We start from the raw sequence: 13,177 nt of genomic DNA, 5'->3' as shown, positions 1-13,177 counted from the left end.
GAAGGGCTTCTCGCTGACAATAGCCAGGTTGAAACAAACAACAATCAGGTTGATTTCTTCGCTTTCTCCGCATATTCCGACGGACGGCACCCGTACATTTCCTGAAAACATTTGCTTAGGTAGCTGGAACTGCTGAAACCGGTACGCTCCGCTATTTCAGTTACGCTCAGTTGGCCTTCGGCAAGCAACTGTGCTGCCCGTTGAAGACGGATGTTACGGATGAACAGGCTGGGAGACTGGTCGAGCAAAGTCACTAGCTTGCGGTAAAGTCCGGTACGTTCCATGCAGAGGTCACGGCTCAGTTGCTCTACGGAGTAGCCGCTTACGTCAAGGTTCTTTTCCACCAGTTCGATGGCCTGTACCAGGAAGGCTGAGCCATTATCAGATGCTGTCGCGTTCGTATCGCAGGCAGGATGGGGGCAGTCCTTTTTCTCCGAACGGTTTTTCTGTTCGGCCTCATAGTTATTGCATTGTTCTATCAGGTTGCGGATACGGAGCAGCAGAATTTCTTCTTTATGTTGCTGTTCCATCTTTTTCTTTGTCTGATAGATATAGAGGCGGATGCTGCCTGAGACGATCAGTAATAGGGCGACTGTATACAGAACGTAGGCAGTAGTCGTTTTCCACCAAGGGGCGTGGATGGTGACCTGTATCTTTGTGATGTTTTCGTTCCATTGCAACAGGTTGTCGGATGCGGCAACCTTGAATGTATATTCTCCGGGTGGCAGATTGGTGTAAGATGCCTGCAGGATACCATTGCCGACGGTTGCGTTCCCTTGTCCGCTTGCGAAGGCGTTCATCCATTGTTTGTCGATTCCTTCCAGTTGGTAGCGGTAATAGGTACGTTCACTGTTCACGTAGTTCAGTGCCGAACATTCGAAGGTCAGAAAGTTCTGGTTGTAGTCCAGTTCTATCTTCGTGGTATAAGGAGCAGCTTGGGGCAGGATGATGCGGTTTCCGTACCTTTCTCCGGTGTTGACTTTCTCACCATATAGACGCAGGGTGGTGAAGACCGGTCTGTAGGGCAGTCCCGGAGTGGCGAGTTCCTGGTCGGGGCAGAAAATGGTAAAGCCGTCGATGCCTCCGAAATAAAGTGTGCCGTCGGAAGATTCGAAGACGGCTCCTTGCATATATTCTCCTTCCAATGCGCCGTCTAACTGGTTGAAATTGGTAAAACCGACCTCCTGATTCTCCGGATGGACATGAATACGCGAAATACCATTGCTGGTAGTCACCCAGATATTGTTATTCTTATCCTCGATGATTGCCTGCACGAAGTTGTTGCTCAGTCCGTTTTCACGATAGAAGACACGGGGGGAGGCTGTGTGGTCCGGCGTTTGCCCGTTATCAGTGAAAAGCTCCAGTCCGTCGGCTGTTCCTGCCCATGTCCATCCTCGTGAATCGGTGCATAAAGCGGTGTACGATTGGTTTCTGTACGATTGGTTTCCACTTCCCCGGTTCAGCGCTCTTGCAGTTTCTGTAGAAATCGATGAGGCTGATACAGGCACTAGGATACGGGCACCTTCTTTGTCGGTCGTCAACTGATAGATTTTAGAATGACTTTTCAGATAAATGTGGTGGTCGTCGTCTTCCGCAAAGGCTTCGACGGTTACATCCTCTTCCGGTGATACGGGGAAAGAAGTACGGCTGACGTTCAGCAGTTTGTGCATGGCAGGGTGATGATAGAGCAATCCCCGATTGAATGTGCCGATCCACAATCCGCCCTGAGCATCCTGAAAGATGGTGCTGACTTCGGTCGAAACGAGCTGTCCTTTCTTTGTTTCCAGTACGGGAATATACTGTTGTTCCCCGTTTTTGAGGTCGATGATCCAGAAACCGTGGTAACAACTGACGTATGCTTTCTCGCTCTGTGGGGTGACGATTAAGGTGTTGAGCGTGTAGTCTTGCTCGAACAGCTTTTGCCATGTCCGGTTTTGCGGATTAAAGTAGAATAGTCCTCCTTTGCGTCCATTGCGCAACTGGTAGAATCCTTTCTCGCTTTTAACGACAAGAGAGGTATACCCGAAGTTCTCCCGTTCGGATGCGGGGTAAGCTGCCCGTTCGTACAGTCGTTTGCCGGTTTTCGGATCGTAGCAGGCTACTTCGCCCGTGTGATAGAATAAATAAATCGCGCGTTCGTCTGAATTTACGTCCTGTAGCTTTCGCTGCTCATGCTCCGGCAGAGCCATGCGGATGCCTGTTTTCAGTTCCTGCAATGTCCGGGAAGTAAGCAGCCAGATACGTCCCGAATGGTCAACGAAAAGGTCTTCTACCGGTTCGTGTATATTCTCTTTCCCGAAAATAAGAGTCGAGGTCGGCAATGTATTCTTCTTGAGGGAGATGGATGCACATCAGTTTATGACGATCTTTGATCCACAGAAGAGAATCCCCGCATTGATAGATGCGGTAGTATCCGTCATACTGTTTCAGCGGATAGACGTTTTCTGCCTTGCGGTGGAGGTAGCTGAAATGCACGCCGTCATACAGATTGACGCTCCCGTTGGTGGTAAACACCATTCTTCCGTCGGGTAGCTGGAGCATGTAGCGTATTTGGTTGTCACTCAATCCTTGAGCCGTATTGACCGACGTAAACAGAAAGTCGCCGGCACTCACAGTCAGCGTCATCCTGATACATAGGATGAGGAATAGGAGTATTCTGGTGTTTTTCCGGTTATTTGCCGTCATTAGGATACGGATTATGGTTATCGATGACAAAGATAGAAAAAGTCGGGATTATACTTAGTCAAACGATTCTTTTTATAAGGAGTTTCGGGAGGGGATGTCTGTATATCAATCAAAGAGGGGGGAGAAATCATGCAAACGCCTGAAGCCTGTGTGCGGAGATAATTATATTTCCTATTTTTGTTTTCGGTATAATAGGAAAGCATTTTAATTATAAAACGAAGAATAATATTATGAAGAAACTTGTAAGTGCTTTGGTGGCAATTCTTGGTATGGGTACTCTTGCAGCGCAGGATGTAGTTGTAAAGGGACCGGACGGAAAGTTGCAGTTGGCGGTATTTGCTCAGAACGAGACGAAACCTTGCTATTCTGTCAGTTATAACGGACAAACGATGCTGGAGAAGTCCCCTTTGGGTATGGATACCAATATCGGTGATTTTACGAAGAATCTCAAACTGGCCGGACATTCCGTTGACAAGATCGACACTGTCTACCGGCAGACGCGTATTAAGGTCTCCGAAGTACATTACCGTGCGAATGAACTGACTTGTCATTTCGAGAATGAGAAAGGGCAGAAACTTGGAGTTGTCTTTCGGGTGAGTGATCATGATGTGGCTTTCCGTTATACTTTGCCGCATCAGGGTGGAAGAGCCAGTGTGACGGTGAATGAGGAAAAGACAGGTTTCCGCTTTCCCGAACAGACTACTACTTTCCTGTGTCCGCAGAGCGATGCGATGATAGGCTGGAAACGTACGAAACCCAGCTATGAGGAAGAATATAAGGCAGATGCTCCGATGAGCGAACGTTCGCAGTATGGACATGGATATACCTTCCCTTGTTTGTTCCGTGTAGGGGATGCCGGCTGGGTACTGGTCAGCGAGACGGGTGTGGACAGTCGCTATTGCGGTTCCCGGTTGAGTGACGTGAGCGAAGGAAATCTATATACGGTCGCTTTTCCGATGGCGGAAGAAAATAATGGCAACGGGACGGTCGCTCCTGCTTTTGCATTGCCCGGTGCTACTCCGTGGCGTACGATCACGGTGGGAGATAATCTGAAACCGATTGTAGAAACGACTGTTCCGTGGGACGTGGTAAGTCCGCTTTATGAAACGAAACATGAGTATCGTTTCGGTCGCGGTACATGGAGCTGGATTCTTTGGCAGGACGGCAGTATTAACTATGATGATCAGGTGCGTTATATTGATTTGGCTTCGGCGATGGGATATGAGTACGTGTTGATAGACAACTGGTGGGATACGAGAATCGGACATCAGCGTATGAAGTCACTGGTTGAGTATGCACGTAGTAAGGGAGTGGAATTATTCTTATGGTATAGTTCTTCCGGTTATTGGAATGACATTGAACAGGGGCCGGTAAACCGGATGGACAATGCGATCATCCGTAAACGTGAAATGAGATGGCTGCAAAGTCTGGGTGTGAAGGGAATCAAGGTCGATTTCTTCGGAGGTGACAAGCAGGAGACGATGCGGTTGTATGAAGATATCCTGAGTGATGCGGACGATCATGGGTTGATGGTTATCTTCCATGGCTGTACATTGCCTCGCGGATGGGAACGTATGTATCCGAACTATGTAGGTAGTGAAGCGGTGCTGGCATCGGAGAATATGGTGTTCAACCAGCATTTCTGCGATGAGGAGGCATTCAATACATGCCTTCATCCGTTTATCCGCAATACGGTGGGATCGATGGAGTTTGGCGGTTGTTTCCTGAACAAGCGTCTGAACCGTAATAATGACGGTGGTACAACGCGCCGGACTACGGATGTGTTCCAGTTGGCGACTACCGTTCTGTTCCAGAATCCGGTTCAGAACTTAGCATTGGCTCCGAACAATCTGAACGATGTTCCGGCTGTCTGTATGGACTTTATGAAGCAAGTACCCGCAACGTGGGATGAAACACGGTTCGTCGATGGTTATCCGGGTAAATATGTGGTGTTGGCACGTCGGCATGGAGATATCTGGTATCTGGCGGCTGTGAATGCCGGAAAGGAACCGTTGAAACTGAAATTGGATCTGGAGATGTTTGCCGGAAAGACGGTGGCTCTTTATAAGGATGACAAGAAGGGGGAGCCGCAACTTACATCGCTGAAGGTGAAGGAGAATGGTAAAGTGCAGCTGGAGATTCGGTCGCAAGGAGGTGCTGTACTGGTAGCGCGTTGATATTTTTTTCATTATGTGAAAAGAAACAGACGAATCTTGCTGTGTTTCAATAAAAATACACTATCTTGCGGTAATTGTTTAACCTTTAAATATGATAGTTATGAACACAAAATTATTCGGTCTGTTTCTCGTATTATTGGTATGCCTGCCTTCGTTTGCCCAGCAGAAGCCTGTGGAGAAGGTGGATAGTGATGGAGTTTATCTGATGCCCGATCAACTGCCGGAATTTCCGGGAGGGATACAAGCTATGATGAAGTTTCTGTCTACAAACATCAAGTACCCTGTGGAAGCACAAAAGAAGGGGATTTCCGGTCGTGTGATTGTGCAGTTCGTCATTATGGAAGACGGAACATTGGATCAGGCCAAAGTTATAAGAGGAGTCGACCCCTTGCTGGACGAAGAAGCGTTACGTGTAGTGAAATCAATGCCTAAATGGAAACCGGGAATGGATAGAGGTGAGGCGGTGAAAGTACGTTTCACTGCTCCGATCATGTTTAATCTGTCTAGAAAGGATACACCGAGGCCTAATTTCCCCGAACTTGTGGTGCCGTTGGGACAGGAAGTGGAAAACAGGTCTTTGCAAGGAGTATGGCAAAGTTGCTCCGTACAGCCGGGCGAACATGGATATAAAATACTGTTATTTCCTGTATTAAAGATTGTGTCGGCTGACCAAACATTCATGAATATAATGACAGCCGGTATGGATGGCAAGTCAAATGCAGTTATTTATTGTCAAGGTGAGTACAGTCTGCCGTCGGATAACACTTATGTGGAAATGGTGGACAGATCGCTTGATCCTACTTTTACACAAGGAACAAAGAATGAAATCAGTGTGGAACGACTGCATGATAATCTAATCAAATTATCTTTTACGGTTCCGGGACAGGAAAGAAGATGGACGGAATATTGGTTCCGGGTTCCTTCGCCGAATGTGAGGATATTGGCTGATTGATTTTTTCCTCTGTTGATATAAGATTTTGCTTGTCAGGCGACGTAGGCTTGAAAACTGCGTGGAAATGAAGAATGAAGAATGATGAATGAAGAATTGGCTGCGCTATCATGCTGCAAAGTAATTCTTCATTCATCATTCTTCATTTCACAACGTTCGTATTAATTCTTAAAGAATCCGTTATCCTCCCATACTCCTGCTTCCTGTAGCTGTGTTGAAGTGGCACTTACATCGATGGGTAGCCATACTTCCATATCACCTTCACCACGGTGCGCCCAGGCATAATATGGAATTAGAGTGAGTTCTACGTCTTTAGCTACCAACTTTCCTGCCATGTCATAGCTTAATGCCTGTGCATCGGTTGTTAGTTGATTGATACCGTAAAGTAACTCAGGTTTTTCTGTTACTTTGAATTGCGGATGTTGGTTGAGAAGTACGCTGTGTATATTGAATCTGTTGTCCGGCCATTCTGCACAATACACGATGGGCCCGCGTTCAACGGCAACGCGACCGCGGTCGGCTTCTACCTTCGGATTTGCTTTTACTATTCGGGGAAGCATATCGAAATGTACTTCTACTACATCTCCTTTTTTCCATTTGCGGGCGATACTGAGATAGCCGTTGTTCACGTCGCTTTCTACTGGCTGTCCGTTGACGGATACCCGGTAAACCGGTTTTTGATTGTCAGCGTAAGCGTACAGGTCACCGGGCAGTACATTTCCACGTACCCAACCGGGAATACGGAGCTTCATCGTAAAGTTCTGATTGCCTTGTGCTATTTTCAGACGGATGTCTCCCTTCCATGGGTAATCGGTTTCCTGTTCCAGAATAATCTTTTTCTTATCCACTTTCAGCTCGGCCTTGTTAGAGAGGAAGAGGTTCACGTATACCTGATCGTCCTTCACGGCATACACATATCCCGGTAACGACGGGATGAAACGGCTGACATTGGAAGGGCAGCAGGCACAACCGAACCAAGGTTTGCGACTGTATTTTCCGCTGGAAGACAGTGGGTTGGGGTAGAAAAAAGAACCTCCGTCCAGTGATACACCCGATATCAGACCATTGTACAAAGTGCGTTCCAGCACATCGAAATACTTGGCATCTCCATGAAGCAGGAAGAGACGGTAGTTCATATACACATTGCCGATAGCCGCACAAGTTTCGCAATAAGCGGACAGGTTGGGGAGTTCGTAGTTGTTACCGAATGCTTCGCCTGCGTGACGTGCACCGATACCTCCGGTTATATAAATCTTTTTAGAGACGATGTTGTCCCAGATTTTGTCAATCGCTTTAATATAGCTGCTATCACCGGTGATGGCTGCCACATCTGCCATGCCGGAATACATATAAACGGCACGCACGGCATGTCCTACGGCTTCATCCTGCTCTACTACGGGTTTGTGTGCCTGACTGTAAGCGTCTTTCCGGCTTGTGTATCCACGGGTATCCAGGAAGAACTTTGCCTGATCGAGATACTTTTTATCTCCTGTCACCATGTAGAGCTTGACTAGAGCCATCTCGGCTATCTGATGTCCCGGTACATATTTCTTTTGTTCGGGCCCGTTGCCGATTTCGCGGCAGACACAATCGGCATATTTAATGGCAATATCAAGGAAGTTTCGCTTTCCGGTAGCCTGATAATGCGCTACGGCTCCTTCGACCATGTGCCCCAGATTGTAGAATTCATGGCTCAGGTTCTCTACGGCTACCCAGCGTTCTTTTCCTGCCCAGTTGTGCGGATGCTTCGGGTTCATGGTACGGGCGGTATAGAGATAGCCGTCCGGTTCTTGGGCTCCGGCAACAATGACGAGTATACTGTCGATGTATTTTTGCAGCTTCTTGTCCGGATAGGTCTGCAGGGAGTAACTGGCTCCTTCTATTGTTTTGTATACGTCGGTATCGTCGAAAGAGAATCCTTCTACTTTATATGTATCGCTGGGGTGGGCCGCTTTTATAAAGTTTTCGTAACGCCCTGTCTCTTCGCATTTGCTGAATGCCAAAGGAATAGTTACTTCACGGCTCGCCTGAAGGCGCTGTCCCCAGAAACTGTCCGTCACTTTGACGGAGGTAAAAGGTACAGGGTCAATAGGATACCCATGATTAATTTGTGCATTTCCTGTGATGCAGAGGCAAGTCAGGAATGTTGCAGTCAGAATGTTTTTCATCTTGGTATTATTTTAGAATGAATAGCTCGTTTCTTTGTTATGGGGTGGGAACGACCGGTTTGATTGTTCCGTCCGGATTGAATTCCATCCGGTCGATGCATACTTCACGGTGCCAGCCCGGTCCGTCTTTCAAGTGATTCTTGTTGATACGGTGGTATACGATATACCATTTATCTTTTCCGGGTATTTGCAGGATAGAATTGTGGGCAGGGCCGTAGATCTCTTTTTCCGGATTCTGGATGAGTATGATCGGTTCTTTGGCTACCTCAATCGGGGCGAGTGGTGACCGGGCAGTGCCGTAAGCCACATGATAGTTCGGTGAACCGGTATCGTCAACAGACCAGAAGAAATAGTAAACTCCTTTTCTGTAAATCACGTAAGGTGCTTCACGGTAGGCATAAGTTTGCAGGGTTCCCCCTTTGGGCGTTAAAACTTTGATGGTCTCTTCTTTGATGGACAGCATATCGTCGTTGAGTTCGGCTCCTGCCATATAACCGTTGCCCCAATAAAGGTAGCTTTTGCCCGATACAGGGTCGGTGAATACATCCACATCAATCTGCTGTCCTCTTCCTGTGGGGGAGGAGGTGATAATTGGTTTACCCAGATCGGTGAAAGGTCCGGTAGGGGAATCTGCTACGGCGACCCCTATCTGTTTGCCTTTGTTGGTCGTTGGATTGGCACTGTAATAGAAGAAGTATTTATATTTTCCGTCTATTTTCTTTTCTTCGATACAAGGAGCCCAGGCATTTCCATTTGTCCAGGAGACATTTTTGCCCATCTCAAGAATAACTGTTTCTTCTTTCCACGTCTTTAAATTCTTCGATGAAAAGACCTTAAAATAACTTCCGCCCCATCCCGGAAAACCATCGCTGGTAGGATAAATATAATAACGTTTTGTCAGATGGGAATACAATACTTCGGGGTCGGCATGGAATCCGGGCAGAATAGGATTGCCTGATTTTTTATTCTGTGCTACGCCTTGCATTGTTCCGATAAGGAACAAACTAAATAGAATAATTCTGATGAATGAATGTTTCATGATAGGTAGATATAATTATTAGTTCGTATGCTACAAAGATAGGTCTTATCTGAATAAAAGAAGGGTCACATATCTGTCAAAGGGGGATAATTATCATTCATAATAGAAGTTGTGAACTAAATTTAGACTTTAATGAACGGTATTCGGATATCCTTTTGATTATAAAGCACTATTTTTGCACTGATCTAAAAATATATTATTACTATGAGAGCGAAACTGATTTTACCTTTTCTGATTTTATACTTATTCTGTCATTTATGGCCGGCACAAGGGCATGAAGTAACTGCCGAAGGAGCCTGGTGCTGGTTTGCCGATCCGCGGGCTTTGCATTATGAAAATAAAAAAGGTACGATAAACAGGACATATATCGGTTATATTGATGTACATGGCAATATTAAAGCTATGCAGTATGACTTTAAAAAGAAGCGGCAGGATGAGGTGTTGATCCGCTCTTATTTTCAGCCGGATGACCATAATAATCCGACGTTTCTGGTATTGCCGGACGAACGGATCATGATCTTTTATTCGCGCCATACGGATGAGCCTTGTTTCTATTATCGTATCTCCCGCACTCCCGGAGACATAACGACACTGGGAGATGAAAAGGTGATTAAAACGAAGGATAATACCACTTATCCGTCTCCGTTTATCTTGTCGGATGATCCGGAGCATATCTATCTGTGTTGGCGGGGGATTGGCTGGCATCCTACTGTTGCCCGCTTGTCGTTGCCCGATCAGGATGATCAGGTAAAGGTAGACTGGGGGCCTTATCAGATAGTGAAGTCTACAGGTGCCCGTCCTTATGCCAAGTATATGTCGAATGGAAAGGATAAGATTTATTTTGCTTATACGACCGGACATCCGGACAATGAGGAACCTAATTTTCTGTATTTTAATTATATCGACATCCGCTCTTTGCAGCTGAAGGATGTCAGGGGAAATATTCTTTCGGCTATTGCCGACGGTACCTTTAAAGTGAACAAGACGACTGACTATGTACGCCGGTATCCATCTACTTTGGTCGATCATTCGTCGGCGCGTGATTGGGTGTGGCAGGTTGCTTCGGATGAGAATAATCATCCGGTTATTGCCATGGTACGTATCAGCAGTGATAAGAACTCCCATGATTACTACTATGCGAAGTGGAACGGGCACGAATGGAAGATGACATTTCTAGCCAATGCCGGCGGTCATTTTCATCAGACCCCTAATCTGGAAAAATGTTATAGTGCCGGTATGGCTATAGATCCGTCGAATACTAATCATGTGTATTGTTCGCTGCCTGTGGAAGGAAAACAGGGGAAAGTCTACGAGATTATAAAATTTGTGTTGAATGAAGACGGGGAGATTGCTTCTACAGAAGCAGTCACGAAAGACTCGCAGTATAATAATGTCCGTCCTTATATAATACCTGGTTCGGAAGATTCACCTTTGAGACTTACGTGGATGTTCGGCAATTATTATGATTGGATTGTCAGCTCACGTTATCCGCAAGGTTACTGCACGGGAATTGCTTGTGATTTTAAAGGCTTTCCGGATGCAAAGAAGAAAAAGAATCTTGTAACGGAGAAGAATTTCAAGTTCAACCCGAAGAAGGCTTTTACACTGGAACAAACGGTCACTCTTGATGCCGCTCATTATCAAGGCACACTTTTGCAACTGGGTGATCTTGAGTATTATCTGGATGGGAAAACGATGAAGCCGGAAGTGAGATATAAAGGAAAGGTGTATACCAGTTCCAATATACTCGGAACATCTGATTGCTGGAAAACAACTTCGCGCAGTACAGGTGGTAAGTGGTACACTCCACAAAAGTATGAAAGCTTCAAGCTAAAGTGGGAGTATAATAAAGGTGTATTATGTGTATATATTAACGGACTGTTGGATCAAAAAATAGAAATAAAATGAGAAGGAGAGCTTTAAAAAATAGTGTGGCAGGAATCCTTGCATTGTTTGTTCTCTCTTTGTTGGGGGGATCAGTTGCTGCACAAGAAAATGTGTTTACCGTACAGCAACCGGATTATCAAAGAAGTCCTTATACAGGAATGACACGCCAACATTGGATACAGGCGGGCGAATATTTGCTGCAAGGTGCATTCAATTATATTCATACATTGGACGATCAGATGTACTTTCCGAAGCAACTGGACAAAACATATCCCAATAATGACGGACAAGTTCCGGTTGCCAAGCTGGAGGGACTGGCACGAACCTTGTTTGTGGCTGCTCCTCTTTTGAAAGATAACCCGGATTTAGTGATGAACGGAATAAAGGTGGCAGACTATTATCGGCATCAATTGGTGAATCTCTCTAATCCGAAAAGTAAGAGTTATATTCCTCATCGTAAGGGAGGTCCCAGTCAGACTTTACTTGAGTTAGGCTCTTTGGCTATTTCAATGAAAGCAGCCCAGGCTATTTTGTGGGACCCGTTGACGAAATCACAAAAGGATTCGCTTGCTGCGACCATGCTGAGTTATGGAGAGGGACCGACTATCGGTTCCAACTGGATGTTCTTCAATGTGTTTATCTTAAGTTTTATGAAAGATCAGGGCTATGTCGTGAATGATGATTATTTAGAATCAAACTTAAAGAAACTCCTGGCACGTTATCGTGGAGAAGGCTGGTACAACGATGCTCCGGCTTATGACTATTACAGTGCATGGGCATACCAGACCTATGGCCCTATCTGGGCGGAGATGTTTGGGAAGAAGCAGTATCCTCAGTTGGCACAGCAATTCTTGGCAAATCAACATGATATGGTAGCTAACTATCCGTATATGTTCAGTCGGGATGGTAAGATGAATATGTGGGGACGAAGTATCTGCTATCGTTTTGCGTCAGTTGCCCCACTTGCTTTGCTTGAATATGATCAGAGCGGTGAAGTAAATTATGGGTGGATAAGAAGAATAGCATCTTCTACTTTATTACAATTTCTGGAAAGACCGGAATTTCTAGAAGATGGTGTTCCGACAATGGGCTTTTACGAGCCTTTTGCTCCTGCCGTACAGATCTATAGCTGTCGTGGTAGCGTATACTGGTGTGGTAAAGCTTTCCTAAGTTTGTTGCTGCCGGAAGATGCTGAGTTTTGGACTGCTAAAGAAAATACTGGCCCTTGGGAAAAAGAGCTGAAAAAAGGAAATGTGTATAATCAGTTTCAACCGGGAACCAATTTGCTAATAACGAATTATCCGAATAGTGGTGCTTCCGAGATGCGCTCATGGTGTCATGAAACGGTTGCAAAGGACTGGCAAAAGTTCCGTAGTACAGAAAACTACAATAAGTTGGCTTACAACACGGAATTTCCGTGGATGGCGGACGGAAATAACGGGGAAATATCCATGAATTACGGAACAAAGAACAAGAAAGGTGAATGGGAGGTATTACGGCTTTATACATTCCAGAGTTTTAAAGATGGTATTTACCGTCGTGATGCTGTGCTCGAAACAGATAGTACTGTAAAGTACCAACTGGCTGATATTCCGCTGCCAAACGGAATACTGAGAGTGGATAAGGTTTCAGTATCTGAGCCGACAGAGATATGTTTAGGACATTATTCTCTTCCCCGTCTGAATACAAATATCCAAGAAACATCCCGGAAAGTAGATAGACAGGAAGTGCCAGTTTTGTCTAATGGAGAATATGAGCTTGCAATGATACCATTGGCTGGTTGGAATAAAGTATATACAATGTATCCGGAGGGATTACATCCGGTAAGTAATCAGTGTGGCTTGATTATGACTTCTGATAAACTAACTGACAGTAAAATCTATGTAATGCTTCAATTATGGAAAAAGAATGATGGTAAGAATACCTTTTCCAAGAAGGAATTGAGTCCTGTCAAATCTATTCGTATCTCGGAGGATAAGAAACAGGTAATAATTCAATTATCTGCAAAAGAAACAAAAACAATTCTATTTCAGTGATATTATAAAAATGAAAGAAGAGACAGTGGAGGCATGCTTTCACTGTCTTTTTTTGTAGGAATAATTGCTATTAGTGGTTGCTTACTAAGGCGAATTTTCCTTCAAAATGTTCTACTTATCAGTATATCTGTCTATACTATTATTTAGTCGTTGTTTATTAATCTTTTTATTCATAATTTTGGTCGTATATATAAATTAAGATTATTATATTTGCGTTTGAACGAACAAAATCTGGT

General features: G+C 45.2%; 6 protein-coding genes and 1 pseudogene. 4 read left to right on the top strand and 3 right to left on the bottom strand.

Annotated features, from left to right (window positions below; translation table 11 throughout):
- Window positions 1-44: 44 nt before the first annotated feature.
- Window positions 45-2,685 (bottom strand): annotated as a pseudogene (locus BLW31_RS09860) (two-component regulator propeller domain-containing protein).
- Between the two features lie 230 nt (window positions 2,686-2,915).
- On the opposite strand from BLW31_RS09860, the gene BLW31_RS09855 reads away from it, so the two are divergent.
- Both BLW31_RS09855 and BLW31_RS09850 read left to right on the top strand, forming a co-directional pair.
- Window positions 2,916-4,862, top strand: a complete 1,947-nt coding sequence (locus tag BLW31_RS09855; protein WP_010536333.1) for a glycoside hydrolase family 97 protein — start codon at window positions 2,916-2,918, stop codon at window positions 4,860-4,862.
- A 100-nt stretch (window positions 4,863-4,962) separates the two neighbouring features.
- Window positions 4,963-5,814, top strand: coding sequence for a TonB family protein (locus BLW31_RS09850; protein WP_010536334.1), 852 nt, complete (start codon window positions 4,963-4,965; stop codon window positions 5,812-5,814).
- Between the two features lie 158 nt (window positions 5,815-5,972).
- Here BLW31_RS09850 and BLW31_RS09845 read toward each other — a convergent pair whose 3' ends face one another.
- Window positions 5,973-7,979, bottom strand: coding sequence for a glycoside hydrolase family 127 protein (locus BLW31_RS09845; protein ID WP_010536335.1), 2,007 nt, complete (start codon window positions 7,977-7,979; stop codon window positions 5,973-5,975).
- A gap of 37 nt (window positions 7,980-8,016) precedes the next feature.
- Window positions 8,017-9,018: a family 43 glycosylhydrolase gene (locus BLW31_RS09840; protein WP_010536336.1), complete on the bottom strand. Its 1,002-nt coding sequence runs from the start codon at window positions 9,016-9,018 to the stop codon at window positions 8,017-8,019.
- 204 nt (window positions 9,019-9,222) lie between these two features.
- Here BLW31_RS09840 and BLW31_RS09835 point away from each other — a divergent pair, with 204 nt between their 5' ends.
- Together BLW31_RS09835 and BLW31_RS09830 are read left to right on the top strand one after the other, a co-directional pair.
- Window positions 9,223-10,926 (top strand): BNR repeat-containing protein, encoded by a 1,704-nt coding sequence (locus tag BLW31_RS09835; protein WP_010536337.1) that lies wholly within the window; start codon window positions 9,223-9,225, stop codon window positions 10,924-10,926.
- On the top strand, window positions 10,923-12,941 hold the full coding sequence (locus tag BLW31_RS09830; RefSeq protein WP_010536338.1) for an exo-beta-galactosidase/exo-beta-(1,6)-glucuronidase: 2,019 nt from the start codon (window positions 10,923-10,925) through the stop codon (window positions 12,939-12,941). Before BLW31_RS09835 ends, BLW31_RS09830 begins: the two co-directional genes overlap by 4 nt.
- The last annotated feature ends 236 nt before the right edge of the window (window positions 12,942-13,177 follow it).

Origin of the sequence: Bacteroides faecis MAJ27 (assembly GCF_900106755.1) — a bacterium.
GTDB classification, from domain to species: Bacteria; Bacteroidota; Bacteroidia; order Bacteroidales; family Bacteroidaceae; genus Bacteroides; species Bacteroides faecis.
This window is presented reverse-complemented; position numbering and strand designations above follow the sequence as displayed.

What these genes read in the sequence shown, in the direction of transcription:
- BLW31_RS09855 (WP_010536333.1), top strand. Translation starts at nt 2,916, where the DNA reads ATGAAGAAACTTGTAAGTGCTTTGGTGGCAATTCTTGGTATGGGTACT.
- BLW31_RS09850 (WP_010536334.1), top strand. Translation starts at nt 4,963, where the DNA reads ATGAACACAAAATTATTCGGTCTGTTTCTCGTATTATTGGTATGCCTG.
- BLW31_RS09845 (WP_010536335.1), bottom strand. Translation starts at nt 7,979, where the DNA reads ATGAAAAACATTCTGACTGCAACATTCCTGACTTGCCTCTGCATCACA.
- BLW31_RS09840 (WP_010536336.1), bottom strand. Translation starts at nt 9,018, where the DNA reads ATGAAACATTCATTCATCAGAATTATTCTATTTAGTTTGTTCCTTATC.
- BLW31_RS09835 (WP_010536337.1), top strand. Translation starts at nt 9,223, where the DNA reads ATGAGAGCGAAACTGATTTTACCTTTTCTGATTTTATACTTATTCTGT.
- BLW31_RS09830 (WP_010536338.1), top strand. Translation starts at nt 10,923, where the DNA reads ATGAGAAGGAGAGCTTTAAAAAATAGTGTGGCAGGAATCCTTGCATTG.